The following is a 26,989-nucleotide window of genomic DNA, read 5'->3' on the forward strand; positions in this document are numbered from 1 at the left end:
GCGCTGTTAGTCTAATTTAACACCCAGACGGTGTGCGACTTCCTCGTAGGCTTCAATCAGCCCACCCAGGCTCTGACGGAAACGGTCTTTATCCATTTTGTTCAGGGTTTCTTTGTCCCACAGGCGGCTACCGTCCGGCGAGAACTCATCACCCAGCACCACTTCACCTTTAAAAAGACCGAACTCCAGCTTGAAGTCCACCAGAATCAGACCCGCATCACCAAACAGCTTACTCAGCACCTCATTGGCTTTGTAGCTCAGTTCCTTCATACGTGCCAAATTTTCTTCACTGACCCAACCGAAGGTTTTACAGTAGGACTCATTCACCATCGGGTCATGCATGGCATCGTTTTTCAAAAACAGGTCGAACAACGGAGGATTGAGAATTTCACCTTCCGTGATACCCAGACGCTTAACCAACGACCCCGCAGCACGGTTACGCACCACACACTCGACTGGCACCATCTCCAACTTTTTCACCAGCACTTCAGTATCAGACAGCAGACGCACCATCTGGGTCGGGATACCGGCCTCTTCCAGCCTGGTCATGATGAAGTGGTTGAACTTGTTATTCACCATCCCTTTGCGATCAAACTGCTCAATGCGAGCACCATCCCCTGCTGACGTATCATTGCGGAATTCCAGCACCAGCAGATCCGGATCGTCCGTGGTGTAGACCGTTTTCGCTTTTCCGCGATACAACTCAGCTAGCTTTTGCATCTTTAATTACTCCACACAAGTAAGGGCCACCTGCACCGGTGCCCGTTAATTGAACGTGTTGATAAACCCATCACGTTGATGACTAAATGAAGAAGGGCCGGAGAACCCGACCCTTATACCCGTCATACGTCAAGTTGCAGGTGCGTTGGCTTTCCTCGCTCACCCCAGTCACTTACTTAAGTAAGCTCCTGGGGATTCGCTGCGTCGCCGCCTGCCTGCAACTCGAATTATTTAGGGTATATATTCTTGCGTTTTACGATTTGCTAAACGCGGCCTGGAACACTGCGACCAGCGCGTCATTTTGCGACTGGCTTAGCGTATGTCCTTTCGAGTCGATAAATTGCAGCGTACTGCGGTTGCCCAAATCACCGACCTGCAGTTTGTAATCACCGTTCGGCAATGACGGATCGTGCGCGCCCAACTCATTCCAGGTGCCGCTGCCCGGTGCCTTATAGCTGACTGATATTGACCCTTGCGGACGGCTGCGATCACTCACAGTCATGCCGATCTTCTCCAGCGCTTTCGGCAGGCGATCCCATACCTGATTGTAGGGACCACGTACCACCAGCAACGGCAAACCGGAGTCATCAGCACCGCTCTGAACATTAAGTTGCTGGCTATTACGACTGGCCTGCGCGCTGTCATTCTCGTTCAGGCGTTTATCCAGTTCATCAGATAGCGTATTGAGCATCAGCGCGGCATAACGCTGAATTTCGCTGCGTTCCGTTACAGGACTGGTATTCTGCTGCAGATCCAGCAACTTCACTGTCAGAGCCAACTGATACCCCTGAGTCTGCAGGGTTATCTGATAACGCGCCTGATGCGCCACGTCTTCATCTTCACGCTTCCAGTTGATCCAATCGGTAGTCAGCGTTCGGCTGGCATCCTGACGACTGGCAATCGTATAACCTTTTGACTGAAGAACCTGCGTCAACACTGCCCACAGGCTACTGTTGCGCGCATTATTTTCCAGTAACAACGTAGCGGTATTACCCGAAACCTGACCGCGGGAACCATTTAACAAAGCCAATGGCTGCATTGGCGGACGAATATCCAACGCTTTGCCTACCGGCCCATTCTGGTTGACCGGAGGAATATCAAAATCCCCATTATGCAACGGCAGAATCAAACCGGGCGGCACATTCAGTGCCCGGTGTTCAGGGGTTTTCAGATAGGATTCATCGCCGTTGACCTGACGCTTGTAGCGTTGATCGCTGGAACAAGCGGCCAGCAACATGATCAGCGAAACACCGACAACCTTTGCCACCATCGACTTTTGCAATGAAGAACTCATCAAATCTCCCTAACGGTTACAGCAGACCCGCCTGCTTCATAGCCTGCGCCATCACGTCACGACCAGCATCGGTCAGTGGCGTCATCGGCAGACGAAGCGTATCGGTCGCCATCAATCCCAATGCCTTACAGGCCCATTTCACCGGAATCGGATTGGGTTCAACAAACAGTTTCTGATGCAGCGGCATCAGACGTTGATTCAGGCGGCGGGCTTCGACGAAATTCCCCTGTGCCGCCAGCTCGCATAACGCCGCCATTTCGCGGGCTGCGATGTTAGCTGTGACGGAAATTACGCCATTACCACCCAGTTGCATAAAGTCCAGCGAGCTGGCGTCATCGCCGCTCAGCAGAATGAAACTTTCATGAACCAGCTCTTGGATCTGGCTAACCCGGCTTAAGTTCCCGGTCGCTTCTTTGATGGCAACAATATTTTTGATTTCTGACAGACGGGCGACGGTTTCCGGCAACATGTCACAACCAGTACGGGACGGCACGTTGTAGAGGATCTGCGGCAGGTCAGTGTGCTCGGCAATCGCCTTAAAATGCAGAAACAAACCGTTCTGGGTCGGTTTGTTGTAATACGGCGTCACGGTAAGGCACCCGGCAACACCTGTATCGTTAAAACGCTGGGTAAGGGAAATCGCCTCAGCGGTCGAATTGGCACCGGTACCGGCAATAACCGGGATACGGCCATCGCTCAATTCCAGCGTCAGCATCACCACATCGCCATGCTCATCGTGACTCAAGGTGGCGGACTCGCCGGTGGTACCCACCGACACAATCGCAGACGTGCCGCTAGCGACATGATAATCAATCAGTTTTTTCAGGCTCGCGCGATCAACAGCACCCTTGTCGTCCATCGGCGTCACCAGAGCAACAATACTACCCGTAAACATTAGCCATCCCCTCCACAAACAAGTGCTTCATGGTACTTTTGACCTCTATGCAAAAGCAAGCTTGCAACCACGGTTGTCAGCGCTTGGCAGGTGGTTTTTTTTATGTTTACCATGTTACTTCCAACATTTTGTACAGGAAGCACAATTTTGCCGCGCTCACAAGAACACTATCTGGTCATTACCGCGTTGGGGACTGATCGTCCCGGTATCGTGAATACGATTACCCGTCACGTCAGTAGCTGTGGCTGCAACATCGAAGATAGCCGACTTGCGATGCTAGGCACGGAATTCACTTTTATCATGCTGCTGTCCGGCAGTTGGAATGCGATTACGCTCATCGAATCCACCCTGCCGCAAAAGGGTGCAGAACTGGATTTGCTGATTGTGATGAAACGCACTGAATCGCAGTCGCGCCCGCCAATGCCGGCTACCGTGTGGGTCAAAGTGGATGTTGCTGACTCCCCACACATCATTGAACGCTTTACTGATCTGTTTGATTCCCATCAAATGAACATCGCCGGGCTGGTATCCAAAACCCGTCCCGCCGATGGCGATACGCCGCCGCAACTGTACATCCAGATTACGGCGCACAGCCCGACTGCACTGGCTGGTTCAATTATTGAGCCAGCCTTTCATCAGCTATGTACAGAACTGCACGCGCAAGGCAGTATTAGCGTTGTGACCTATCCACAGCACGAAGAGAAAGATGGAGAGTAGTGATGACCACACTGAAAGCCGGTGATATTGCACCGAAATTTAGCTTGCCCGACCAGGATGGCGAACAAGTTAATTTGGCCGACTTCCAGGGCCAACGGGTGTTGGTGTATTTCTATCCCAAGGCCATGACGCCAGGTTGCACCGTGCAAGCCTGTGGGCTTCGCGATAACATGGACGAGCTGAAGAAATTCGGCGTTGAGGTTCTGGGTATCAGCACCGATAAGCCGGAGAAATTGTCCCGCTTTACGGAAAAAGAGCTGCTGAACTTTACCCTGCTGGCTGATGAAGACCATCAGGTAGCTGAACAGTTCGGCGTATGGGGTGAAAAAACCTTTATGGGGAAAACCTATGACGGTATTCACCGGGTCAGTTTTCTGATCAACGCGGAAGGCAACATCGAAAAAGTATTCGATGACTTCAAGACCAGTAATCACCACGATATCGTACTGAATTACTTAAAAGGTGCCTGAGCCTTTTTCTTTCTTGATTATTCTGCTCCTGATTATTGCCGACGCGGTATTCGGTGCGTCGGCAAACCACAGACCACCACGCATTTCCCATTTTTTACACCGCCTTTTTCCCTATTCATGTTTCATTGTTTGCCACTGCTGGCTAAGATGATGACCATTCTTTCAGGTTGTTCGAAAGGTTGTCTTCGTTATGTCCTATCGGTTCAAACAGACGGTCATCGCCATACTGGCAGGCGCGTTACTAAGCGCAAGCCCGCTGATGGTCACAGCCACGACACAGGACACGCTGCCGGATATCGGCACCACCGCCGGTGGAACGCTCAGCATCAATCAGGAACTGGTCATGGGGGACTTTTACCTGCGCCAGTTACGCGCCGGCGCACCGCTGATTAACGACCCGCTGTTGCTGCAATATATCAATCAGTTGGGTGGGCGACTGGTCAAGTCAGCCGATTCCGTACGCACCCCGTTTCATTTCTTCCTGGTCAATAATGACGAAATCAACGCTTTTGCCTTCTTTGGCGGTAATGTGGTGTTGCACTCCGGGCTGTTCCGCTATGTGGAAAGTGAAAGTGAGCTAGCCTCGGTACTGGCGCACGAAATCTCCCACGTAACCCAGCGGCATCTGGCACGCGCCATGGAGGCTCAGAAAGCCAGTGCACCGCTGGCCTGGGCAGGCGCGTTCGGCTCACTGCTGCTGGCGATGGCAAACCCACAGGCCGGGTTCGCCGCACTGAGCGGCACGCTGGCAGGCGCGCAGCAAAGCATCATCAGTTTTACCCAGGCGAATGAACAGGAAGCGGATCGTATCGGGATTCAGGTATTGCAACGCGCCGGATTCGACCCTCAGGCGATGCCCAATTTCCTGCAACGGCTGGCGGATATGTCTCGCTATGCCACCAAACCGCCGGAAATGCTGCTGACGCACCCGCTACCGGAAAGCCGACTGTCAGACGCGCGTAACCGTGCTAACCAAATGAAATCAACCCTGGTGCACTCTTCTCAGGATTTCCTGTTCGCCAAGGCGCGTGTGCTGGGAATGTACGGATCACAGGACAACCCGTATGGCGCCGCCCTATTGGATAACTGGGCTAAAGGCAATGCGCGCGAACAGCAAGCTGCTCAGTATGGCCGCGCCATTCATGCCTATCAGGCCAAGAAGTACGATGAAGCACGCGCCACACTGCAACCGTTGCTGGACAAATCGCCGTCAAACCCCTGGTTTCTTGATTTGATGACCGATATCGATATCGGCCAGCAACGCGCCGACCTGGCGGTTGCTCGCCTGCAGAAAGTGCCGGACGTGCAAGACAACCCGGTATTGCAGCTCAACCTGGCTAACGCGATGGTGGAAAGCCACAAATCAGCCGACGCTATCCGTATTCTGCGCAAATACACTTATTCCCATCCCGACGATCCAAATGGCTGGGACTTACTGGCGCAAGCTTCCGCAGCGCAGAATATGCGCGGCGATGAATTGGCATCCCGTGCGGAAAGCCTGGCATTGAACGGCAAGCTGGATCAGGCGATTCGTTTGCTGAGCAACGCCAGCTCGCAAAGCAAACTCGGCAGTCTCGATCAGGCACGCTACGATGCCCGCATCGATCAGTTACGTGCGCTACAGCAACGCTTTCGTCCTTATGAAAAATCCTGAAAAAGGTGAGAGGAATGAGTAAACCGGTGACCATTTATCATAATCCCCGCTGCTCCAAGAGCCGTGAAACATTGGCGTTGCTGCAGCAACAAGGCATTGAACCGGACGTCGTGTTGTATCTCGACACACCGCCGGATGCCGCCACACTGGATAAGCTGATTAAACAATTGGATTTTGCCAGTGCACGCGAATTGATGCGCCGAAAAGAAGATCTGTACCGTGAGCTGAATCTGGCCGACGACAGCCTGACGGAAACGCAATTGATTGAGGCGATGGTCACTCACCCGAAACTGATTGAACGCCCGATTGTGATAGCCAACGGTAAAGCTAAACTTGGCCGTCCGCCGGAGCAGGTGCTGGATATACTGTAACAGGCAACATTACAAGCCGAGAATCTCTTTGACGAAAGGGATCGTCAGCTTACGCTGGGCGGTGATAGAAGCATGATCCAATTGATCCAGCGTCATGAACAGGGTACGCATCTCTCGGTCCAGCCGTTTAAGCAGAAAACGGCTGACGTCTTCCGGCAGTTCAAAACCACGCAACCGTGCACGTAACTTCAGCGCTTCGCCTTTCTCTTCATCCGACAACGGTTGTAACCGGTAGATTTGCCCCCAGTCGAGACGCGAGGCAAGATCTGCCAGTTGCAGGTTGATTTGGCGCGGTGGGCGATCACCGGTTATCAGTAACCGGGTACGCCCACCTTCCTGAATGCGGTTATACAGATTAAACAGCGCCATTTCCCACGCGTCATCGCCAGCAATCGACTCAATATTATCGATGCACACCAACGCCAGTTGCTCCATCCCCTCCAGTACATCCGGTACGAAATAGGCGCGCTTATCCAGCGGCACATAACCGACCGCACGACCAAGACGGGATAACTCCGCACAGGCGGCATGTAGCAGGTGACTACGTCCCCCACCCTCACGCGACCAGAAATAGATATAACTGCCATGTTCCTGATCCAGCGTTGTGTGGATGGCAGCCAGCAGAGATGTATTCTCTCCCGGATAGAAACTGGCAAAGGTTTCGTCATCGGGTAAATAGAGTGGCAATGATAACTGTGCCGGTGTGTTCAGAAGCACCTCAAACCAAACGGGCAGGAAAACAAATCAAGTTTAGCATAGAAACCTTTGGCGATTGAACCGGCATCCTGCCGGTTCACCGCATTGCCCGCCGGACTGCCGACGGGCCGGGAGATTAGTGATCAGATGACTTGCTGTCCTCTTCGTCGATCACCTCTTCCTCTTTACGAACCATGCTGATAACACGGAACAGCACGCTCAGAAACACGCCTACCACGGTGGCCAGCGCCATGCCTTTCAGCTCCACCGCACCCAGGTGGATCTTCGCGCCGCTGACGCCGATGATCAGGATAACCGAGGTCAGGATCAGGTTCTGCGCTTTGTTGTAATCCACTTTGGACTCAATCAACACCCGGATACCAGACGCGCCGATCACACCGTACAGCAGCAGCGACACGCCGCCCATCACCGGTACCGGCACTGCCTGAATTGCTGCGGCCAGTTTGCCAACGCAGGAGAGCAGAATCGCAATCACCGCCGCCCCGCCAATCACCCAGGTACTGTAAACTTTCGTGATCGCCAGCACGCCGATATTCTCACCATAGGTGGTATTTGGCGTGGAACCAAAGAAACCGGACAACATGGTAGATACGCCGTTAGCGAACAAAGAACGATGCAAGCCTGGCTCGCGCATCAAATCCTTTTTCACGATATTGGCGGTCACCACCAGATGACCAACGTGCTCGGCTACCACCACCAGTGCGGCTGGCAACACCGTCAACATCGCCACCCACTCAAAGCGCGGTGTATAGAAGGTGGGTAAAGCGAACCAGTGCGCCTGAGCGATAGGAGCCAAATCCACCATGCCCATAGCAAAAGAAAGTGCATACCCCACCAATACGCCGATCAGGATTGGGATAATAGCCAGGAAACCGCGGAACAGCACAGAACCCAGCACGGTTACCGCCAGCGTTACCAGCGATACCGTCACGGTCTTGCCGTCCATTTCCGCACCCGCTGCCGGCAGTAACCCTGCCATGTTGGCAGCCACGCCAGCCAATTCCAGACCAATGACTGCAACAATCGCCCCCATCGCTGCCGGCGGGAAAATCACGTCCAGCCAGCCGGTCCCGGCTTTTTTCACCAACAATGCCACCAGACAAAACAGTGCGCCGCACAGGATAAAGCCACCCAGCGCCACTTCATATCCCTGCGGCAACAGCAGAAATACCGGTGAGAGAAATGCAAAGCTGGAACCCAGATACGCCGGTATTTTACCTTTGCAGATAAACAGATAGAGCAGCGTGCCGATGCCGTTAAACAGCAATACCGTCGCCGGATTGATCTTAAACAGAATCGGCACCAGTACGGTGGCACCGAACATCGCAAACAGATGCTGGAAACTCAGCGGTATCGTTTGCAAAAGTGGGGGGCGTTCACTGACGCCGATGGCGCGACGAGTCATCTTGTTTTCCTCTGTGTCTCAGACTGAAAAATACCGGGGAACCCGGCAGAAAGTTCAGCGCCGGCAAACACCGACGCTGAAAAAATGTCGCCATCCATGGAATGCACAGGGACAATCCGTTACGTCAGAAACGGGCAGCCCATACGCAAAAAAAAGCCGACTCTACAGTCGGCTGGCTATCACTTAGTACCAAACAGCTTGTCGCCTGCATCGCCCAGACCCGGCATGATGTAACCGTGTTCGTTGAGGCCCTTGTCAATCGAGGCGGTGTACAGTTCCACATCCGGATGCACTTTCTCCAGCGCGGCGATGCCTTCCGGCGCTGCTACCAGTACCAACACTTTAATGCTGCGGCAACCGGCTTTTTTCAGCAGGTCGATGGTTGCGATCATCGAACCGCCTGTCGCCAGCATCGGGTCTACTACCAACGCCATGCGCTCATCGATATTGGAAGCCAGTTTCTGAAAATAGGGTACCGGCTCCAGCGTCTGTTCGTCGCGGTACATCCCCACCACGCTGATACGCGCGCTCGGAACGTTTTCCAGCACCCCTTCCATCATGCCAAGGCCGGCACGCAGGATCGGCACAACAGTAATTTTCTTACCTTTGATTTGGTCAACTTCAACCGGACCGCACCAGCCTTCGATGGTCACCTTTTCCGTCGCCAGATCGGCAGTGGCTTCATAGGTCAGCAAACTACCGACTTCAGACGCCAGTTCACGGAAACGCTTGGTACTGATATCGTGCTCGCGCATCAGACCCAGTTTATGTTTGACGAGCGGGTGTTTCACCTCGACGATTTTCATTACTTTTTACTCCCCATCGGCAGTGGACGGCCAAAAAAATCGCGGGATTATACCGCTTTTTCCAATCTACGCCATAGATTCAAGTCTGATCCAAATCAAGCAGAAACGGAAATTATCGCCGCTGGCCGACAAAGACCGTTATGTTGACCTGCCGAAACCACCACACCGCAAAGACACCGCTCGCAAACGTTTGCTTACGCTGTTAGAATTAGCGCGCTCCATTTTTTAAACCAATCGTAACCTCCGTGGGGACTCCGCAGTGACCGATAAAACCTCTCTCAGCTATAAAGACGCAGGCGTGGATATTGATGCTGGCAATGCATTGGTAGACCGTATCAAAGGTGTAGTGAAACAGACCCGTCGCCCGGAAGTCATGGGAGGATTGGGCGGTTTCGGTGCCCTGTGCGCCTTACCGCAAAAATACCGCGAACCGGTACTGGTTTCCGGCACCGATGGGGTTGGCACCAAGCTGCGTCTGGCGATGGACCTGCAGCGTCACGATACGATTGGTATCGACCTGGTGGCGATGTGTGTTAACGATCTGGTGGTACAGGGCGCCGAGCCGCTGTTCTTCCTCGATTATTACGCTACCGGCAAGCTGGATGTGGATACTGCAACCCGCGTTATCACCGGTATCGCCGAAGGCTGCAAACAGTCCGGCTGTGCGCTGGTAGGTGGTGAAACCGCCGAAATGCCCGGCATGTACCACGGCGATGACTACGATGTAGCCGGTTTCTGCGTTGGCGTGGTTGAAAAAGCCAAGATTATCGACGGCAGTAAAGTACGCGAAGGCGACGCACTGATAGCCCTGGCCTCAAGCGGACCGCATTCCAACGGCTACTCATTGATCCGCAAGATCCTTGAAGTCAGCGGCGCCAACCCGGAACAGGTCCAACTGGATGGCAAACCGCTGGCAGACCATCTGCTGGCCCCGACTAAAATTTACGTGAAATCCGTGCTGTCACTGATTGAAAACATCGACGTACACGCCATTTCCCACCTGACCGGCGGCGGCTTCTGGGAAAACATTCCGCGCGTACTGCCGGAAGGTATGCAGGCGACGATCGAAGAATCCAGCTGGCAGTGGCCGCCGGTGTTCCAGTGGCTGCAGCAAAATGGCAACGTCAGCCGTCACGAAATGTATCGCACCTTTAACTGTGGCGTGGGCATGATCATCGCCCTGCCAGCCGAACAGGCGGACAAGGCTATCGCTCACCTCAACAGCAACGGCGAAACAGCCTGGAAAATCGGTGTCATTACCCGTACCGATGGCGGAGAAACCGTGGTCATCCAGTGATGAAAAACATCGTTGTCCTGATTTCAGGTCAGGGAAGCAATCTGCAGGCGTTAATTGACGCCTGCCAGCATGGTCGCATTGCCGGGCGAATTACCGCAGTATTCAGTAATAATCCGGATGCCTTCGGCCTGGAGCGAGCGCGTGACGCCGGAATCGCCGCCCACGCACTCTTGCCGGGTGACTATGCCAGCCGTGCCGATTTCGATGAAGCGCTGGCAGCAGAAATCGAAACATATCAGCCGGATGTGGTGGTATTGGCCGGGTATATGCGTATCCTCAGCGCCGGATTCGTCGCTCGTTTTCTCGGCAGGATGTTGAACATTCATCCATCGCTGTTGCCGAAATATCCCGGTTTACATACTCACCGCAAAGCGCTGGAAAACGGCGACAGCGAACACGGCACTTCAGTGCATTTCGTGACCGAAGAGCTGGACGGTGGTCCGGTTATTCTGCAAGCCAGGGTGCCGATATTCCCCGACGACACCGAGCAAGACATTCAGGAACGGGTGCAAACACAGGAACACAGCATTTATCCGCTGGTGGTAAGCTGGTTTCTGTCCGGGCGACTGACGCTGCGCAACAATCAGGCCTGGCTCGACGGCAAGGTCGTTCCCACCAGTGGCTACGCTGCCGATTAAACCTATTTTCTTCCCTTTTGCCCTGGCGCGCTGCCGGGGCATTTACCCTGAGTGATATTCCCCCGCAAACATTGCCACGCCGGAATATTGCTGCTGTCTTTATGTTCAGATAATGACATTCGTCACAAAGGTTACGGAATTGTATGTAACCGCTTTCATCAGTGTGACCTGATTCACGTAGTCTGGTGATAACGCCTGACAGAATAGGCCAGGATAGCTTGAGTGTCAGGGCAACCCTCGTGAACTTTTTCCTCTGTGGTGAGTATGAATGATTACCATCCGTGATGTCGCACGTCAGGCCGGTGTTTCCATCGCCACCGTCTCTCGTGTGCTCAATAACAACAGCGCAGTCACCCAGCAAACGCGCGAGCTGGTGTTGCTGACGGTTGAGCAGTTAGGTTACCGACCTAACGCCAATGCGCAGGCGTTGGCTTCTCAGGTCAGCGACACTATCGGCGTGGTGGTGATGGATGTGTCAGACCCGTTTTTCGGCGCGATGGTCAAAGCGGTGGATACGGTGGCGCAGCGCCTGCAAAAACATGTGCTGATTAACAACTCCTATCACCAGGAAGAAAAAGAACGACACGCTATTGAAGTACTGATTCGCCAGCGCTGCAACGCGCTAATCGTACATGCCAAAGCCTTATCCGATGAGGAATTGGCGGAGTTCATGGATCAGGTACCCGGAATGGTATTGATCAACCGGTTGCTGCCTGACTATCCACACCGCTGCGTCTGCCTCGATAACGTCAGCGGTGCCATGATGGCGACCCGAATGCTGTTACAACAAGGGCATCAGCGCATTGGCTATCTCCGCTCCAGCCATCCGATAGAGGACGTCATGGAGCGCCTTACCGGCTGGCGGCAGGCGTTGCAGGAACATGGTATCGAGCCGCCGAATGAGTGGATAGCCAGCGGCGAGCCGGACTTGCAAGGCGGTGAAACGGCAATGGTGGAATTGCTGGGGCACAACCAGCAGCTCACGGCAGTATTCACCTACAACGATGGCATGGCGGCTGGCGCACTGATGGCACTAAAAGATAACGGTATTCCGGTACCGGAACGGTTTTCGGTGGTCGGTTTCGATGATATCCCGATTTCTCGTTACACCGACCCGCGTCTGACAACCATCCGTTACCCTATTGTTTCCATGGCGAAAATCGCTACCGAACTGGCGCTAAAAGGCGCAGCCGGGCTGTTGGACCCAACAGCCAGACACTGCTTTATGCCGACGCTGGTAAAGCGACACTCGGTAGCCACATGTGAAAATGTGGATGCGGTCACTAAATCTTTTAAATCACCGATGTAACCGCTTTCAATTTGTGAGTAAATTCACAGTTAATTAACATTGCGCTCTCTATCATGATGGCGTACTGCGTAGGCCGGACGCCTTGCAACACGGTCGCCCAGTCAGTTGAATCGTTAGCGGCCGCCACGGCGAAAACGTTCACAATACCGATTTCAGGACGCTATCTGTTTCAGGATGCATATCAGGCCGCGCCGCCGAGCAGGCGAGCACGGTCTGAAAACAGGGAAGTCAGGCTTTAAGCGGGCCATGCCTGCAATCTCCGTCAGCCCGGCGCTATTACGCCATGCTGACGATAACTAACTGACTGCCGTACTACGTCTATCCTGCGTCGTATGGCCGGACTGAGAACTACCCTGCATAAACCCGGAGATATCATGAATAAGAAGATTTTCACTCTCACTGCCCTGGTTGCCAGCATGATGTTCGGAGCCACTGCCCATGCTGCAGACACCCGTATCGGCGTCACCATCTACAAATACGACGATAACTTCATGTCGATGGTGCGCAAGGATATTGAAAAAGAAGCTAAAGCTCTGGGTGGCGTCGAACTACTGATGAACGACTCACAAAACGACCAATCCAAACAGAACGATCAGGTAGACGTGCTGCTGGCTAAAGGCGTGAAAGCACTGGCTATCAACCTTGTTGACCCGGCAGCTGCTGCCATAGTGGTGCAAAAAGCGAAAGCCGCCGATGTACCGGTCGTGTTCTTTAACAAAGAACCGAATGCCAAAGTACTGGCCAGCTACGACAAAGCCTACTACGTCGGTACTGACTCCAAAGAGTCCGGTATCATTCAGGGCCAGTTGATCGCCAAGCACTGGAAAGCGAATCCGGCCTGGGATCTTAACAAAGACGGCACCATCCAGTACGCACTGCTGAAAGGTGAGCCGGGCCATCCGGATGCCGAGGCCCGTACTAAATATGTGGTTGACACCCTGACCAAAGAAGGCATGAAAGTCCAGCAGTTGCAGATGGATACCGCCATGTGGGATACCGCGATGGCTAAAGACAAGGTTGACGCCTGGATGTCCGGTCCCAACGCCAACAAAATTGAAGTACTGATTGCCAACAACGACGCCATGGCTATGGGTGCAGTAGAAGCGCTGAAAGCCCACAACAAGAGCAGCATTCCAGTGTTCGGCGTTGACGCCCTGCCAGAAGCGCTGTCGCTGATCAAATCCGGCGCACTGGCTGGTACCGTGCTGAACGACGCAGACAACCAGGCCAAGGCGACGATTGATCTGGCGAAAAACCTGGCACTGGGTAAACCGGCAGGTGAAGGCACCAACTTCAAGATTGAAAACAAGGTAGTTCGCGTACCGTACGTACCGGTTGACAAAGAAAACCTGTCACAGTTCCTGAAGTAATCTCGTCGGGGCGCAGTAACCGCTGCGCCCCTACTGTTTGAAAGCATGATTTTCTCAGCCAGGCAGTCATGTTCAAGCCCGGCAACCTTTCAGCCAGGTAATTATTTTGACCAGGTAAAATATGACCAGCGACACTCTAACCACTCAGCGCGAATTCCTGCTGGAGATGACCACTATCAGCAAGTCGTTTCCCGGTGTAAAGGCATTGGATAATGTCAACCTGAAGGTGCGACCTCATTCTATCCATGCCCTGATGGGAGAAAACGGCGCAGGAAAATCGACTCTGCTGAAATGTCTGTTCGGCATTTATCAGAAAGACTCAGGTAGCATTCAATTTCAGGGACAGGAAATCGATTTCAAAAGCGCCAAAGAAGCGCTGGAGAATGGCGTATCCATGGTGCATCAGGAATTGAATCTGGTTTTGCAACGTTCAGTCATGGATAACATGTGGCTTGGCCGTTACCCGAAAAAAGGGTTGTTCGTCGATCAGGAAAAAATGTATCGCGATACCAAAGCGATTTTCGATGAACTGGATATCGATATCGACCCGCGCGACAAAGTGGCTACCCTGTCCGTGTCGCAAATGCAGATGATCGAAATTGCCAAGGCATTTTCCTACAACGCCAAAATCGTCATCATGGACGAACCCACCTCATCACTGACGGAAAAAGAGGTGAACCACCTGTTCACTATCATCCGTAAGTTGAAAGACCGGGGTTGCGGTATCGTTTACATTTCCCACAAGATGGAAGAGATCTTCCAGTTGTGTGATGAAATCACCGTATTGCGTGATGGTCAGTGGGTCGCCACCCAACCGCTGGAAGGGCTGAATATGGACCAGATCATCGCTATGATGGTTGGCCGCTCCCTCAATCAGCGTTTTCCGGACAAAACCAACACCCCAGGCGAGGTGATGCTGGAAGTGCGCGGCCTGACCTCAATGCGCCAGCCGTCAATACGCGATGTGTCGTTTGACCTGCGTGAGGGTGAGATTCTGGGAATTGCCGGGCTGGTCGGCGCCAAACGTACCGATATCGTCGAAACCCTGTTCGGTATCCGTGAAAAACTCGGCGGCACCATCAAGCTACGTGGCAAAGACATCCACAACCATACCGCCAACGAAGCTATCAACAACGGTTTCGCGCTGGTCACCGAAGAGCGGCGATCTACCGGTATCTATGCCTATCTGGACGTCGGCTTCAACTCGCTGATTTCCAACATCCATAAATACAAGAACAGCCTCGGCCTGCTGGACAACAAGCGCATGAAAAGCGATGTGCAGTGGGTTATCGACTCTATGCGGGTGAAAACCCCCGGCCACCACACGTCTATCGGCTCGCTGTCCGGCGGTAACCAGCAAAAAGTGATCATCGGACGCTGGCTGCTGACTCAACCGGAAATTCTGATGCTGGATGAACCAACCCGCGGCATCGACGTAGGCGCCAAATTCGAAATTTATCAGCTCATTTCAGAGCTGGCGAAAAAGGGCAAGGGAATCATCATCATTTCTTCTGAAATGCCGGAATTGCTGGGCATCACCGACCGCATTCTGGTAATGAGTAATGGCCTCGTCGCAGGCATTGTCGAAACCAAGAACACCACGCAGAACGAGATCCTCCGTTTAGCGTCGTTACACCTTTAATGATGCAAGGGCTGTTATCATGAAAGCTACAACTAAAAAAAGTGCGCTCACCTGGCTGAAAGACAGCGGCATCTACGCCGTGCTGTTAGTATTGCTGGTGATTATTATTCTCCAGGACCCCACCTTCCTCAGTTTTACCAACCTGAGTAACATTCTGACCCAGTCATCCGTGCGTGTGATCATCGCGCTCGGCGTAGCAGGGCTTATCGTCACTCAGGGTACAGACCTGTCGGCTGGTCGTCAGGTCGGCCTCGCCGCGGTCGTCGCCGCCACGCTATTACAGGCGATGGACAACAGCAACAAGGTGTTCCCACATCTGGAAACCATGCCGATTCCGGTAGTAATTCTGATCGTCTGTGCCATCGGTGCGGTGATCGGCCTGGTTAACGGTATTATCATCGCTTACCTGAAAGTGACGCCGTTCATCACGACATTAGGTACGATGATCATCGTCTACGGTATCAACTCTCTGTATTACGATATCGTCGGCGCGTCGCCGATAGCCGGCTTTGACGACCGTTTCTCTACCTTCACCCAAGGTTTCATTCGTCTCGGCGACTTCAAGCTGTCGTACATCACGTTCTATGCGGCAATTGCGTCGTTGTTCGTGTGGATTCTGTGGAACAAGACCCGTTTTGGCAAAAACATCTTCGCTATCGGTGGTAATCCGGAAGCCGCCAAAGTCTCCGGCGTGAACGTGTCGCTGAACCTGATCCTGGTGTACATGCTGTCAGGTGTGTTCTATGCTTTCGGCGGTATGCTGGAAGCAGGCCGTATCGGTAGTGCCACCAACAACCTGGGCTTCATGTACGAACTCGATGCCATCGCGGCGTGCGTGGTCGGCGGCGTGTCGTTTGCCGGTGGTGTGGGTACGGTCGCAGGCGTCGTGACCGGGGTTATCATCTTCACCCTCATCAACTACGGCCTGACTTATATCGGCGTTAGCCCTTACTGGCAGTACATCATCAAAGGCGGCATCATCATATTCGCCGTCGCGCTGGACTCGCTGAAGTACGCTCGCAAAAAATAACGCAAACCGTTTCTCACACTGTCAAACAAACCTGCCACTTCGGTGGCAGGTTTGTTTTTATCGGGCTTATTTATTGATGCCGCCAGTCACCGATGCTTATGCCCAGCCTTCCAATCGCGCGACAAAGACCGTATTTTGCACACGCCCACGGCTGCTATAAGATAGAGCCTTTGTGATTTCCACTGACGGGACGCGGCCACTCGCCCCGCGTTAATCGCTGTGATGCTCGCTTGTAGGGAAAATAGATGAAAAAACGTCTCGCACTGATGGCGCTAGGTCTAAGCGCCTGTTTCATGTTCAGCGCTGCACAAGCCGGCAGCACGCTGGACCGGGTAAAACAGACCGGCGTAGTCCGTAACGTGCTGTTCAATGACTATCCGCCATTTAGCTACCTCGACGATAAAAACCAATTGGTTGGATTCGATGTAGACGTTGCTAATGCCGTAGCGAAGAAACTGGGAGCAAAGCTGGAACTGGCGACGCCGGGCTGGGAAACCATCGTCGGCGGCAAATGGCAGGGCCGCTGGGACATGTGCATTTGCTCCATGACGCCAAACGCCGAACGCGCCAAAGTGCTGGATTTCGCTACCCCTTACTACAGCACCTTTGCCGTGCTGATCGTTCATAAAGATGAAAAAAACATCCACTCCGCCGCCGACCTGAGCAACAAGAAAGTGGGGTTGGGCCTGGGTTCCAGCTACGAGAATTACCTGAACAAAAGCCTGGTGATCCCCGGCGGCAAGCCAATCGTCTATCCATTCGATCACGTGCAGGCAGTGCCCACCGACGAAGAAATGGCGTTCCGCAATCTGGCGCTGGGTCCAGGTAAAAGACTGGATGCAGTAATTTCTGATCGCATTACGGCCAAACCACGCCTCGAAAAACTGCCGCAACTGCGCATCCTGCAAGAGCTGTACGCCGAACCAAACTGGATTGCCGTTGATAAAGGCGATCCGCAATGGAGCCAAACTGTGGCCGACGCCATCACCGCACTGCGTGCCGACGGCACCCTGAAAGCCATCTCTATGAAATGGTTTGGTGAAGACATCACCGGGGTCACCCCGTAATGTCGCGTTCGTCCGCAAAAACCCCGCCCCACATGCCACCGGTACCTGAGCGAGCCGGATTGGGTTTTCGTCTGCGTACCGGTCTGACCTGGCTGGTGCTGCTCAGCCTGCTGCTGTGGCTGTTTTCGTCTATGGATCTGGATACTAACCTGATTCGGCAGAAACTGCCTTCCATGCTGGGAATGCACCTCTCGCCAGATGGTTTTATTCAGGGTGCAGTGCTGAGCGTCGTCATCACCATTATATCCATGCTGTTTTGTACCCTGCTGGCGGCGCTCACCGCCGCCGGGCGCCTCTCCTCCAGTGCAATCGCCTTCGGTTGCGCCACGTTTTATGTCTCGCTATTTCGCGGCACTCCTTTGCTGGTTCAGGTGCTGATTATCTACCTCGCCCTGCCACAGGTCGGTATCGTGATGGGTGCCTTTACCTCCGGTATCATTGCGTTGTCATTAAACTATGGCGCCTATCTGGCAGAAACCATCCGCAGCGGCGTCCTCGCGGTTCCTCGTGGTCAAAAAGAAGCCGCCATGGCGCTGGGCCTGTCGCGTTGGGTGATTACCACCCACGTGGTGGCGCCACAGGCACTGCGTATCATTATTCCGCCAGCCGGTTCCCAGTTCATTTCGATGATCAAAGATTCTTCGCTGGTGTCGCTGATGGGGCTGTGGGAACTGAACTTTCTGGCTCAGTCCTATGGCCGCAGCACCTATCACTACATGGAAATGCTGACTACCGCCGCCGTCATTTACTGGCTGCTCTCCATCGGGCTGGAATTGCTGCAAGGCCGTCTGGAACGCTACTTTGGCCGTGGCTACGAACACCACGACAGTAAACAGTAACCCCCCTCTCCCCAGAGCGACACTGCGTCGCTCTGCCCCAGTGACTTTAATTATTTACATAACCCCCTTCATCAATTTGAAATATAAGGGGTTATTCTTTTTTATTCTCATTCTTTCTTGGTTTTTATTGCAAATGAAAACAATTGTTATTATTTTTCCACGCCTTATTACTACGAGAAAAAAACATGCGCATCATTTTTCTCCTCTTCACCCTACTCAGCTTCAGTCCACTGACGCAGGCCAAAACCGTCACCGACATCAGTGGCCGTCAGGTCACTATTCCTGATAACCCGCAACGCATCGTACTAGGCGAAAGCCGTATGCTGTATACGCTGGCCCTGCTGGAACCGGGGAACCCGGCGCAGCGCGTGGTGGGGTGGCCGGGCGACATGGCGCGTTACGATGCCCAAAGCTGGGACCGCTACACCACGACATTTCCTGATATCGCCCGTATCCCGCAGTTGGGTAACGGCACTCTCAACAGCGTCAACGCAGAGATGCTATTGCCGCTGAAACCCGATCTGGTGATCCTGCCCAGGCTGGCCAAAGGCGCCGACAATGAACAACGTATCCAGCAGGCGTTAACGCAGGCGGGTATTCCCTATATCTATGTTGATTTACGTATCGACCTGCTGAAAAACACCGTACCCAGCTTGCGTCTGTTGGGCGACGTGCTCAATCAACAGTCTCGCGCCGATGCCTTTATCGTCTTCTACCAGCAGCACATGGACGCCATAAAAACGCGACTGGCGCACTATCAGGGCCGCAAGGCCACAGTAATGCTGCATCTACATCTTGGACGCCGCGACACCTGCTGTACCACTGCGGTTAACGGTAATCTTGGCGAACTACTGGCCTTCGCCGGCGGCGATAACATCGCGGCAGGCAAGGTGAAAGGCGTATACGGCGAACTGAGTCCAGAACAAGCGTTGGCCGCCAAACCGGATGTCTACATCGCTACCGGCATGGCGGGGCCGGACGGCAAACGCCTTTCCGATCTGATGATTGGCCCGGACGTGACGCCCCGGCAGGCCAGCGACAGTTTTCGCACCCTGCTGATGCAGGAGCCGCTGCTCTCGCACCTGAGCGCCGTCAGCACTGGCCGCGCCTGGAGCATGTGGCACAACTTTTATCTCAGCCCCTATCACGTAGTGATGGTGGAAATGTTCGCCAAAGCCCTTTATCCGACACTGTTTGGCGACATCGACCCGCAACACACCTTACAACAACTCTATCAACAATTTTTACCGATCGATTTTTCAGGGACCTATTGGAGTCAGTTAACACATGAATAACCGTCACTGGCAAAAAGGCTGGCCGCTACTGGCTTTGCTGCCGTTCAGTCTTCAGGCCGCCACCACATCAACCGACAACGACACTGCCGCAAAAACGACGAAAAAGCAGGAAGACACCATAGTGGTGACTGCCAGCACGCCGACACATGGCACCGAGGACACCGGCTACCAGCCGCATAACGCCGTCACCGGTACACGCACCGACAGTCGTCTGCTGGATATTCCGCAAGCCGTCAATGTGGTGCCACAGCAAGTACTGGAGGATCAGGCAGTCAGAAACCTTGACGACGCGTTGTACAACGTCAGCGGCATCACCCAGGCCAACACGCTGGGCGGAACGCAGGACGCAGTAATGAAACGCGGCTTCGGCGATAACCGTGACGGCTCCATCCTGCGCGATGGCGTACGTTCGATTCAGGCACGCAACGTCACCCCGACGACCGAGCGAGTAGAAGTCCTGAAAGGGCCGGCATCGATGCTGTACGGCTGGGGCGATCCCGGCGGGATGATCAATATCATCAGCAAAAAGCCGCAGCTGGTGCAGAAAACCCATATCGAAGGCTGGAACAGCAGCTTTAACGGCGGCGGCGGCCAGTTGGATGTCACCGGCCCGCTCGGCACCTCTGGCCTGGCTTATCGTATGATCGTCGATCACGATGAAACTGACTACTGGCGTAATTTTGGCCGCAACCGTCAAACCACGATTGCGCCGTCGCTGATGTGGTACAGCGACAATACCACGGTGCGGGTCTCTTACGAGCACATGGAATACCTGACGCCGTTTGATCGCGGCACCGTGATTGACAACCGCACCGGCAAACCGGTCGCCACGCCGCGCGAACGCCGGTTTGACGAAGCGTACAACGCCACCCGCGGCGATCAAGACACGCTGACATTCCAGATGGAAAATGCGATTAATGATCGCTGGAAAACCAAGCTGAATTACGCCTACAGCCGTAATACCTATGACGACAATCAGGCTCGCGCCATGTCGCTTAATCCCAACACCGGAATACTGACTCGCCGGGCTGATGCCACTCAGGACGCGCACAGTCAGTCACAGAATGTGCAATTGACGTTGAATGGCGATATCGACTGGGGCAGCATCAACCACCAATTGCTGTTCGGTTTCGATCACGAGGCTGACCGTACCCATCGCGGTAATATGATTCGCAGCAAAAACAACAGCAGTTTCAATATTTATAAACCGGTATATGGTCTCTTCCCAGCATCCGATTCTGTTATCGCTGCAGAGAGCGACCAGAAAGAAGATGTCGATAGCACCGGCGTGTTCATGCAGGACGCTATACGACTGGATGAGCATTGGATGCTGCTCGGCGGCGTACGCTATGACCGTTTTGATGTCATGTCAGGCAAGGGTCGGCCCTTTATTACCAATACTGATAGATCAGACAGCCGAGTGGTGCCACGCGCAGGCGTCGTGTACAACCTCACCTCTTACGCCTCGCTGTACACCAGTTATAGCGAATCCTTTAAGTCTAACTCCGCCTTCAATAAAGCGATAGGGGCGACGATGGAGCCGGAAGTCGGTCGTTCTTACGAGGTAGGCGCCAAGCTGGATCTCCCCAATCGCATTACCGCCAACCTGGCGTTGTTTGATATTCAAAAGCGCAACGTGATGGTGGATGAACTTCAGATCATTAACGGCGTGAGCGAAACCGTTACCCGCACTGCCGGCAAGGTTCGCTCGCAAGGGGTAGAAGTGGATGTAGCGGGCAAACTGACCGGCAGCCTGAGCCTGATTGGCGCCTACGCCTTTACCGATGCACGTGTCACCGCAGACCCAACGAATCAGGGCAATGAAATGGCTAACGTGGCGCGCCACACCGCCTCATTGTTCCTGACCAATGACTTCGGCACGCTGGGCCTGCACGCCGGCGATGATCTACGCGCCGGTATTGGCGCTCGTTATGTGGGCCGTCGCCCCGGTGATGCCGCCAATAGCTTCTTCCTTGACGACTACACCGTAGCGGATGCTTTTATCGCCTATAACGTGCCGATCAACGGTTACAAGGTGAAATGGCAACTGAACATCAAAAACCTGTTCGACAAGACCTACTACCCTTCCAGCGGCAGCAGCCAATATGTAGCGATTGGCGACCCGCGTGAAGTGGTGTTGCGCGCCAGCGTTGATTTCTAACTCATCTGAACTGCGCGGCCTTAAACACAGGCCGCGCCTCTTACAATACTTTCGTCGCCAGCCGATTGACCCCATCCCGCAAGCTGGTTAACGTCACGTCATCACCCACCATCAGGATGGTTTATGTCAGACATCCATGAAGTCGTACGTCTGCGTCCGCTGGAGCGCGACGATCTCACTTTCGTTCATCAACTGGATAACAATGCCAGCGTCATGCGTTATTGGTTCGAAGAGCCTTATGAAGCGTTTGTCGAACTGAGTGATCTGTACGACAAACACATTCACGACCAAAGCGAACGCCGCTTTATCATTGAGCACGACACCATCAAAGTCGGGCTGGTGGAACTGGTAGACATCAACCACATCCACCGCCGTGCCGAATTTCAGATAATCATCGATCCGGCTCATCAGGGGCGCGGCTATGCCAGCGCCGCTGCACTGCTGGCAATGGATTACGGTTTTTCGATTCTCAATCTCTACAAGCTGTACCTGATCGTAGACAAAGAGAACCAGAAAGCCATCCACATCTACACTAAGCTGGGATTTGAAGTAGAAGGCGAATTAATCCACGAATTTTTCATCAACGGCGAATATCGCAACACTATTCGTATGTGCATCTTCCAGCATCAGTATCTGGCGAAACACAAAAACTCCACCAGCAAAAATGCCTGAGGCTAACTCAGGCATGATAACGCCGGAACAACGCATTCCCCCTTAGCAAACGCAGCCCCAGCCAACTGCCGTACAACGACAACAGCAACGCCGCCATGACCGGCAAGCCGCCCCACAGCCACGGGTTCGGTTGCCATGGGAAATCGAACACCTTACGTTGCAGCAACCACAACGCCGCTTCCGCCCCCAACGCCGCCGCCACGCCTGCAGACAACCCCAGCACCGCGAATTCCCACCACAGTGTGGCACGCAGCAAACGCCGACCGGCTCCTAATGTACGATAGACCATCAGTTCCTGGCGTCGCTGCCCCATGCCAACCTGAATCTGCGCCAGTAGCAACAGCGCGCCGCAGAACAGTACCAGCACTACCATGACTTCCAGCGCTAACCCCACCTGCTGCAACACCGTGCCGATTTGCTTGAGAATGGCGCCGACATCCAGCACCGTCAGCGTCGGAAACTGGCGGTTGAATTGGGTTACCAACGTACCGCCGCCGTCATAGCGGAAACTGGTCAACCATGACTGCGGCTGGCTATCCAGCGCACCGGGCGGAAAAATGAAAAAGAAATTTGGCCGCAGGCTTTCCCAGTTCACCTGCCGCAGGCTGCTGATGGTGGCCTGAAACGGCTGGGTATCACCGGTAAACGTCAGCGTATCGCCGATTTTCACCCCAAGACGCTGCGCTACGCCTTGTTCTATCGACACTTCGCCCGCTTTCGGCGGCCACTGCCCCGCCACCAGCGAATTATGCTCTGGCCGTTGCGCCTGCCAGGTCAAATTCAGTTCCCGGTTGACGGTTTCCCCGCCGGGGTCATCCTCACGTATCAAATCAGTGGCGCGCAGTCCGTTGATTTGCGTCAGGCGGGCACGAATAATCGGGTAGAAAGTTTCCGATTTCACCTGATGCTGTGCCAGAAAGTCCGTCACCTGCGGCACCTGATCGACGCTGATGTTCAGCACAAAGTAATTAGGACTGCCAGGCGGCAACTGCTGCTGCCAGCGATCCAGCAAATCGCCACGCAATAACAGCAACAACGCCAGCAGCATGAAAGACAGCGAAAATGCCGCCAGTTGGCCCAGCGTTACCCATGGCTGACGCAACAAGCGGTTAATAGCAAGGCGCAACGACAACGTTTTCAGCGTCAGGCGGCGCAGCAATAACAAGCTTCCCCAGCCAATTCCGCCTAGCAACAGCGCCAATATCAGCACCCCGCCCAGCAAAGACCATAACAGCGCACCGCCGCCAGACACCACCACCAGCAAACCCATCACCACCGCTCCGACTACCGGCAGGTAGTAACGCAACGGCCAGACATTCGCCACCACGTTCTGACGCAACACCCGCAGCGGCTGGGTCGCCAGCAATTGCCGGTAGGGGCGAATGCCCACCAGCAACGAAATCAACACCAGTGTTCCCAGCGCCCAGCACCATGGCCATAGCCCGGCTGTGGGCAATTCGCCTGGCAGCACTGATGCTAACGCACGCATCAGTAGAGCCTCAAAACCCACCCCTAACAGGCTGCCGCCCAACGCCGACAACGCCAGCACCGCTACCCACTGCCCGATAATCAACCGGCGCAACGCCTGCCGCCCGGCACCCAGCGTTTTCAGTACCGCCACCAGGTCGTAGCGACTGCGACAGTAATGCCCCATCGCTACCGCTACTGCCGCCACTGACAGCAGCAACGTCAACAATGCCGATAGCAGCAGGAACTGCTGGGAGCGGTGCAGCGACTTACCCAGCGCGCTCTGCGAATCCTCCATGCCATACCAGCGTTGATCCGGTTTCAACTGGGGTTTGATAATCTCGCTAAAACGGGCGATTTGCGACGGGGAGCCAGCAAACATATAGCGCCAGGTAATGCGTCCGCCGGGCTGAATCGCGCCGGTTTTCTCCACGTCCGCCAGATTCATCAGCACCCGCGGCGCCATCTCGAACGGATTAAACCCCGCGTCCGGCTCTTGCAGTAATTCCCCAGCGACGGTCAAGGTGGTATCGCCGACATCCAACTTATCGCCCACTTTTATTCCCAGTAACGCCAGCAGACGCGGTGCGGCCAGCACCGTACCCGGCGCTACCCGTATCCCAACCGGCTGAGTTTTCAGTTCGCCATACAGCGGATAACGCTCATCAGTCGCTTTGACCTGCGCCAGTTGCGCGTTGTCGCCTGCGTAGGTCATGGTCATGAACGATACCTGCCGACTTGGCGTCAACCCCTGCTGCTGCGCCTGTTGCAGCCAGTGCTCATCCACCGGGCGAGACGCCTGCAACACGCGATCACCAGCCAGAAAATCCCGGCTCTGCTGGCTTAGCCCTTTCTCCATGCGATCACTGATAGAGCCGAGCGCCAGCACGCAGGCTACCGACAGCGTTAACGCCAGCCATACAATCAGCAACGACGGCGATCGCCACTCCCGCCAAAACCAACGCCAAATCATGCATCCTCCCACAGTTTGCCGTCGCGCAGCCGCAGGCAACGTTCACAACGCGCCGCCAGTTGCTCGTCATGTGTCACCAGTATCAGTGTGGTCGCAGAGTCACGGTTGAGAGAAAACAGCAGGTTAGCGATGCGCTCGCCGGTCTGACGGTCGAGATTACCGGTTGGCTCATCGGCGAACAGTACCTTCGGGTGACCACTGAAAGCACGCGCCAACGCCACACGCTGTTGTTCGCCGCCGGAAAGCTGTGCAGGCAGGTGATGTAACCGCGCGCCCAGACCGAGTTGCTGCAACAGTTGCTCCGCCTGCTGGCGGCTGTGGCGATCACTCTCACCACGCAGTAATGCCGGTAACTGTACGTTTTCCAGCGCGGTCAGGGTGGGCACCAGCATAAAAGACTGGAACACGAACCCCACGTCCTGTGCCCGCAACGCCGCTCTGCCTTCTTCATCCAGACGGTCCAGCCGCTGACCAAGCAGTGACACCTGTCCGCTGCTGCCGTCATCCAGACCAGCCAGAATCCCCAACAGGGTGGATTTTCCCGATCCGGACTCCCCCACCAGCGCAATGGTCTGAGCAGGTTTGACAACCAGCTCAACTCCGGTGAGGATGGAAAGCTGATGTTCTCCCTGACCAACGTGCTTACTAAGATGATGAACCTCAAGAATGTTTTCCGCTGGCATGTCGTTATCCTTCTATTTTGGAGCCTGTTCAGTCTGCGCGCTTTGGCGACGGATACGCTGTTAGTGTTGGGCGACAGCCTGAGCGCCGGCTATCGCATGGCGGCGAATCAAGCCTGGCCTGCGTTGCTGGATGCCGCCTGGCAGTCCCGTTCTCCCGCCGTTCCGGTTCGGGTAGTGAACGCCAGCATCAGCGGCGACACCGCAACGCAGGGGCTGGCACGCCTTCCCGCCTTGCTGCAACAGCACCAGCCACGCTGGGTGTTGGTAGAGTTGGGCGGCAATGACGGCCTGCGTGGTTTTCCCCCCCAGAACATAGAGCAGGATCTCGCTGGCGTCATTACCCAGGTCAAAGCGGCCAACGCTCAGCCATTGCTGATGCAAATCCGCCTGCCGACCAACTATGGGCGACGCTATACCGAATCGTTCAGCGCCGTTTATCCGCGTCTTGCCAAAACGTTTGCTATTCCACTGCTGCCATTTTTCATGGAACAGGTTTATCTCAAACTGGAATGGATGCAGGATGACGGCATCCACCCAAACCGCGATGCTCAGCCGTTTATCGCCAATTGGATGGCAACACAGCTCGACGCCGTTATTAATCAGCACTGAGTCTATAAAGATTAACAGTTAACCACTACTCTTGATATTTAAGCGTTTTCTTTAGGTAAAGTTATGCAAAAAGCGGTTTTAATTACCGGTTGCTCCAGCGGCATTGGCTTGATTGCCGCTCAATGTTTGCAACAACGCGGTTATCGCGTACTGGCGGCCTGCCGCCGTCATCAGGACGTAGCACGCATGAATTCGCTGGGTTTTGAAGGGATCGATCTGGATCTCGACAGTAGCGCCAGCGTCAGACAGGCTGCCGATATCGTGATCGCGCTGACCGGTAACCGGCTCTATGGTTTATTCAACAATGCGGGTTACGGGTTATACGGGCCACTCAACACCATTTCCCGCCAGCAACTGGAACAGCAGTTTTCCAGCAACCTGTTCGGCACACATCAGCTAACACAGTTATTGCTGCCTGCCATGTTGCCGCATGGCGAAGGGCGAATTATCCAGACCAGTTCGGTCATGGGGCTTATCTCCACGCCAGGACGCGGCGCTTACGCGGCCAGCAAATACGCGCTGGAAGCCTGGTCCGACGCATTGCGTATGGAACTGCACGGCAGTGGTTTGCACGTATCGCTGATCGAACCCGGTCCCATCAGTACGCGCTTCACCGACAATGTGGCTCAGACGCAGCAGGACCAACCGGTCACTAATCCCGGCATCGCCAGCCGCTTCACGCTGCCGCCGCACGCGGTGCTGCCCAAATTGATTCATGCGCTGGAAAGCCCGCGTCCGAAATTGCGCTATCCGGTGACGCTGCTCGCCCACGGCATCACCGTACTGCGCCGGTTGCTGCCGGGCCGCGTGCTTGATCACCTGCTGCGGACAAAATCCTGATTCGGGGTTGAAGTGGCGGACATCACCCCCATAATGGCTAAAAAGTTT

25 protein-coding genes are annotated in these 26,989 nt (G+C 54.5%); 17 read left to right on the forward strand and 8 right to left on the reverse strand.

Features of this window, described 5'->3' with window-relative positions; all coding sequences use genetic code 11:
* Window positions 1-6 precede the first annotated feature (6 nt).
* The 3 genes from purC to dapA form a co-directional block, all read right to left on the reverse strand.
* The gene (purC, locus tag Dpoa2040_RS13750) at window positions 7-720 is read right to left on the reverse strand and encodes a phosphoribosylaminoimidazolesuccinocarboxamide synthase (protein WP_042869418.1); all 714 of its coding nucleotides are present in this window, start codon (window positions 718-720) and stop codon (window positions 7-9) included.
* Window positions 721-973: 253 nt separating this feature from the next.
* Window positions 974-2,014: an outer membrane protein assembly factor BamC gene (bamC, locus tag Dpoa2040_RS13755; protein WP_168641623.1), complete on the reverse strand. Its 1,041-nt coding sequence runs from the start codon at window positions 2,012-2,014 to the stop codon at window positions 974-976.
* A 16-nt stretch (window positions 2,015-2,030) separates the two neighbouring features.
* Window positions 2,031-2,909 (reverse strand): 4-hydroxy-tetrahydrodipicolinate synthase, encoded by an 879-nt coding sequence (dapA, locus tag Dpoa2040_RS13760; RefSeq protein WP_042869413.1) that lies wholly within the window; start codon window positions 2,907-2,909, stop codon window positions 2,031-2,033.
* A gap of 147 nt (window positions 2,910-3,056) precedes the next feature.
* On the opposite strand from dapA, the gene Dpoa2040_RS13765 reads away from it, so the two are divergent.
* The 4 genes from Dpoa2040_RS13765 (at window position 3,057) to arsC (ending at window position 6,121) form a co-directional block, all read left to right on the forward strand.
* On the forward strand, window positions 3,057-3,626 hold the full coding sequence (locus Dpoa2040_RS13765; protein WP_042869411.1) for a glycine cleavage system transcriptional repressor: 570 nt from the start codon (window positions 3,057-3,059) through the stop codon (window positions 3,624-3,626).
* Window positions 3,627-3,628: 2 nt separating this feature from the next.
* On the forward strand, window positions 3,629-4,096 hold the full coding sequence (gene bcp, locus Dpoa2040_RS13770; protein WP_042869410.1) for a thioredoxin-dependent thiol peroxidase: 468 nt from the start codon (window positions 3,629-3,631) through the stop codon (window positions 4,094-4,096).
* Window positions 4,097-4,286: 190 nt separating this feature from the next.
* A complete protein-coding gene (locus Dpoa2040_RS13775) occupies window positions 4,287-5,750 on the forward strand; it encodes a M48 family metallopeptidase (protein ID WP_168641624.1) in 1,464 nt (487 codons plus the stop codon).
* 14 nt (window positions 5,751-5,764) lie between these two features.
* Window positions 5,765-6,121: an arsenate reductase (glutaredoxin) gene (gene arsC / locus Dpoa2040_RS13780; RefSeq protein WP_168641625.1), complete on the forward strand. Its 357-nt coding sequence runs from the start codon at window positions 5,765-5,767 to the stop codon at window positions 6,119-6,121.
* Window positions 6,122-6,130: 9 nt separating this feature from the next.
* On the opposite strand, the gene hda is transcribed toward arsC, so the two are convergent.
* From hda to upp, 3 genes are all read right to left on the reverse strand, one after another.
* A complete protein-coding gene (gene hda / locus Dpoa2040_RS13785; RefSeq protein WP_042869405.1) occupies window positions 6,131-6,838 on the reverse strand; it encodes a DnaA inactivator Hda in 708 nt (235 codons plus the stop codon).
* A gap of 115 nt (window positions 6,839-6,953) precedes the next feature.
* Complete coding sequence (gene uraA / locus Dpoa2040_RS13790; protein ID WP_168641626.1) at window positions 6,954-8,243, reverse strand: uracil permease; 1,290 nt, start codon at window positions 8,241-8,243, stop codon at window positions 6,954-6,956.
* Between the two features lie 179 nt (window positions 8,244-8,422).
* Window positions 8,423-9,049, reverse strand: a complete 627-nt coding sequence (gene upp / locus Dpoa2040_RS13795) for a uracil phosphoribosyltransferase (RefSeq protein WP_042869404.1) — start codon at window positions 9,047-9,049, stop codon at window positions 8,423-8,425.
* Between the two features lie 259 nt (window positions 9,050-9,308).
* On the opposite strand from upp, the gene purM reads away from it, so the two are divergent.
* From purM to speG, 11 genes are all read left to right on the forward strand, one after another.
* Window positions 9,309-10,346 carry a phosphoribosylformylglycinamidine cyclo-ligase gene (gene purM / locus Dpoa2040_RS13800; protein ID WP_168641627.1) on the forward strand — a complete coding sequence of 346 codons (1,038 nt, stop codon included), beginning with the start codon at window positions 9,309-9,311 and terminating at the stop codon, window positions 10,344-10,346.
* On the forward strand, window positions 10,346-10,984 hold the full coding sequence (gene purN, locus Dpoa2040_RS13805) for a phosphoribosylglycinamide formyltransferase (protein WP_168641628.1): 639 nt from the start codon (window positions 10,346-10,348) through the stop codon (window positions 10,982-10,984). Before purM ends, purN begins: the two co-directional genes overlap by 1 nt.
* Window positions 10,985-11,252: 268 nt before the next feature.
* Entirely contained in the window at window positions 11,253-12,293 is a 1,041-nt protein-coding gene (gene galS / locus Dpoa2040_RS13810; RefSeq protein WP_168641629.1) for an HTH-type transcriptional regulator GalS, read from the forward strand.
* A 374-nt stretch (window positions 12,294-12,667) separates the two neighbouring features.
* Window positions 12,668-13,663 carry a galactose/glucose ABC transporter substrate-binding protein MglB gene (gene mglB, locus Dpoa2040_RS13815; protein WP_168641630.1) on the forward strand — a complete coding sequence of 332 codons (996 nt, stop codon included), beginning with the start codon at window positions 12,668-12,670 and terminating at the stop codon, window positions 13,661-13,663.
* A 121-nt stretch (window positions 13,664-13,784) separates the two neighbouring features.
* A complete protein-coding gene (gene mglA, locus Dpoa2040_RS13820) occupies window positions 13,785-15,305 on the forward strand; it encodes a galactose/methyl galactoside ABC transporter ATP-binding protein MglA (RefSeq protein ID WP_168641631.1) in 1,521 nt (506 codons plus the stop codon).
* Window positions 15,306-15,324: 19 nt separating this feature from the next.
* Window positions 15,325-16,335, forward strand: coding sequence for a galactose/methyl galactoside ABC transporter permease MglC (gene mglC, locus Dpoa2040_RS13825; RefSeq protein WP_042869397.1), 1,011 nt, complete (start codon window positions 15,325-15,327; stop codon window positions 16,333-16,335).
* Between the two features lie 245 nt (window positions 16,336-16,580).
* Window positions 16,581-17,402: an ABC transporter substrate-binding protein gene (locus tag Dpoa2040_RS13830; RefSeq protein WP_168641632.1), complete on the forward strand. Its 822-nt coding sequence runs from the start codon at window positions 16,581-16,583 to the stop codon at window positions 17,400-17,402.
* Entirely contained in the window at window positions 17,402-18,241 is an 840-nt protein-coding gene (locus tag Dpoa2040_RS13835) for an amino acid ABC transporter permease (RefSeq protein ID WP_168641633.1), read from the forward strand. The genes Dpoa2040_RS13830 and Dpoa2040_RS13835 overlap by 1 nt, the downstream gene beginning before the upstream one ends.
* A gap of 185 nt (window positions 18,242-18,426) precedes the next feature.
* Window positions 18,427-19,536, forward strand: coding sequence for an ABC transporter substrate-binding protein (locus Dpoa2040_RS13840; RefSeq protein ID WP_168641634.1), 1,110 nt, complete (start codon window positions 18,427-18,429; stop codon window positions 19,534-19,536).
* Window positions 19,529-21,697 (forward strand): TonB-dependent siderophore receptor, encoded by a 2,169-nt coding sequence (locus Dpoa2040_RS13845; RefSeq protein ID WP_168641635.1) that lies wholly within the window; start codon window positions 19,529-19,531, stop codon window positions 21,695-21,697. Before Dpoa2040_RS13840 ends, Dpoa2040_RS13845 begins: the two co-directional genes overlap by 8 nt.
* Window positions 21,698-21,820: 123 nt before the next feature.
* The gene (gene speG, locus Dpoa2040_RS13850; RefSeq protein WP_042869394.1) at window positions 21,821-22,369 is read left to right on the forward strand and encodes a spermidine N1-acetyltransferase; all 549 of its coding nucleotides are present in this window, start codon (window positions 21,821-21,823) and stop codon (window positions 22,367-22,369) included.
* Window positions 22,370-22,376: 7 nt separating this feature from the next.
* On the opposite strand, the gene ybbP is transcribed toward speG, so the two are convergent.
* Together ybbP and ybbA are read right to left on the reverse strand one after the other, a co-directional pair.
* On the reverse strand, window positions 22,377-24,809 hold the full coding sequence (gene ybbP, locus Dpoa2040_RS13855) for a putative ABC transporter permease subunit YbbP (protein WP_168641636.1): 2,433 nt from the start codon (window positions 24,807-24,809) through the stop codon (window positions 22,377-22,379).
* Window positions 24,806-25,492, reverse strand: a complete 687-nt coding sequence (ybbA, locus tag Dpoa2040_RS13860) for a putative ABC transporter ATP-binding protein YbbA (protein ID WP_042869393.1) — start codon at window positions 25,490-25,492, stop codon at window positions 24,806-24,808. The genes ybbP and ybbA overlap by 4 nt, the downstream gene beginning before the upstream one ends.
* Between ybbA and tesA the strand changes: the two genes are divergently transcribed.
* Together tesA and Dpoa2040_RS13870 are read left to right on the forward strand one after the other, a co-directional pair.
* Window positions 25,463-26,101, forward strand: a complete 639-nt coding sequence (gene tesA / locus Dpoa2040_RS13865) for a multifunctional acyl-CoA thioesterase I/protease I/lysophospholipase L1 (protein ID WP_168641651.1) — start codon at window positions 25,463-25,465, stop codon at window positions 26,099-26,101. The genes ybbA and tesA overlap by 30 nt on opposite strands.
* 63 nt (window positions 26,102-26,164) lie before the next feature.
* Window positions 26,165-26,941 carry an SDR family oxidoreductase gene (locus Dpoa2040_RS13870; RefSeq protein ID WP_168641637.1) on the forward strand — a complete coding sequence of 259 codons (777 nt, stop codon included), beginning with the start codon at window positions 26,165-26,167 and terminating at the stop codon, window positions 26,939-26,941.
* Window positions 26,942-26,989: the final 48 nt, after the last annotated feature.

The organism is Dickeya sp. CFBP 2040, from assembly GCF_012273755.1.
In the GTDB taxonomy this organism is placed as follows: domain Bacteria; phylum Pseudomonadota; class Gammaproteobacteria; order Enterobacterales; family Enterobacteriaceae; genus Dickeya; species Dickeya poaceiphila.

Excerpts from the sequence above, each read along its gene's own strand:
- galS (WP_168641629.1), top strand. The coding sequence starts at position 11,253 with ATGATTACCATCCGTGATGTCGCACGTCAGGCCGGTGTTTCCATCGCC.
- Dpoa2040_RS13840 (WP_168641634.1), top strand. The coding sequence starts at position 18,427 with ATGCGCATCATTTTTCTCCTCTTCACCCTACTCAGCTTCAGTCCACTG.
- speG (WP_042869394.1), top strand. The coding sequence starts at position 21,821 with ATGTCAGACATCCATGAAGTCGTACGTCTGCGTCCGCTGGAGCGCGAC.
- bamC (WP_168641623.1), bottom strand. The coding sequence starts at position 2,014 with ATGAGTTCTTCATTGCAAAAGTCGATGGTGGCAAAGGTTGTCGGTGTT.
- dapA (WP_042869413.1), bottom strand. The coding sequence starts at position 2,909 with ATGTTTACGGGTAGTATTGTTGCTCTGGTGACGCCGATGGACGACAAG.
- Dpoa2040_RS13835 (WP_168641633.1), top strand. The coding sequence starts at position 17,402 with ATGTCGCGTTCGTCCGCAAAAACCCCGCCCCACATGCCACCGGTACCT.
- purN (WP_168641628.1), top strand. The coding sequence starts at position 10,346 with ATGAAAAACATCGTTGTCCTGATTTCAGGTCAGGGAAGCAATCTGCAG.
- Dpoa2040_RS13870 (WP_168641637.1), top strand. The coding sequence starts at position 26,165 with ATGCAAAAAGCGGTTTTAATTACCGGTTGCTCCAGCGGCATTGGCTTG.
- mglA (WP_168641631.1), top strand. The coding sequence starts at position 13,785 with ATGACCAGCGACACTCTAACCACTCAGCGCGAATTCCTGCTGGAGATG.
- mglC (WP_042869397.1), top strand. The coding sequence starts at position 15,325 with ATGAAAGCTACAACTAAAAAAAGTGCGCTCACCTGGCTGAAAGACAGC.
- Dpoa2040_RS13775 (WP_168641624.1), top strand. The coding sequence starts at position 4,287 with ATGTCCTATCGGTTCAAACAGACGGTCATCGCCATACTGGCAGGCGCG.
- purC (WP_042869418.1), bottom strand. The coding sequence starts at position 720 with ATGCAAAAGCTAGCTGAGTTGTATCGCGGAAAAGCGAAAACGGTCTAC.
- bcp (WP_042869410.1), top strand. The coding sequence starts at position 3,629 with ATGACCACACTGAAAGCCGGTGATATTGCACCGAAATTTAGCTTGCCC.
- ybbP (WP_168641636.1), bottom strand. The coding sequence starts at position 24,809 with ATGATTTGGCGTTGGTTTTGGCGGGAGTGGCGATCGCCGTCGTTGCTG.
- Dpoa2040_RS13830 (WP_168641632.1), top strand. The coding sequence starts at position 16,581 with ATGAAAAAACGTCTCGCACTGATGGCGCTAGGTCTAAGCGCCTGTTTC.
- ybbA (WP_042869393.1), bottom strand. The coding sequence starts at position 25,492 with ATGCCAGCGGAAAACATTCTTGAGGTTCATCATCTTAGTAAGCACGTT.
- uraA (WP_168641626.1), bottom strand. The coding sequence starts at position 8,243 with ATGACTCGTCGCGCCATCGGCGTCAGTGAACGCCCCCCACTTTTGCAA.
- Dpoa2040_RS13845 (WP_168641635.1), top strand. The coding sequence starts at position 19,529 with ATGAATAACCGTCACTGGCAAAAAGGCTGGCCGCTACTGGCTTTGCTG.
- arsC (WP_168641625.1), top strand. The coding sequence starts at position 5,765 with ATGAGTAAACCGGTGACCATTTATCATAATCCCCGCTGCTCCAAGAGC.
- tesA (WP_168641651.1), top strand. The coding sequence starts at position 25,463 with ATGAACCTCAAGAATGTTTTCCGCTGGCATGTCGTTATCCTTCTATTT.
- mglB (WP_168641630.1), top strand. The coding sequence starts at position 12,668 with ATGAATAAGAAGATTTTCACTCTCACTGCCCTGGTTGCCAGCATGATG.
- upp (WP_042869404.1), bottom strand. The coding sequence starts at position 9,049 with ATGAAAATCGTCGAGGTGAAACACCCGCTCGTCAAACATAAACTGGGT.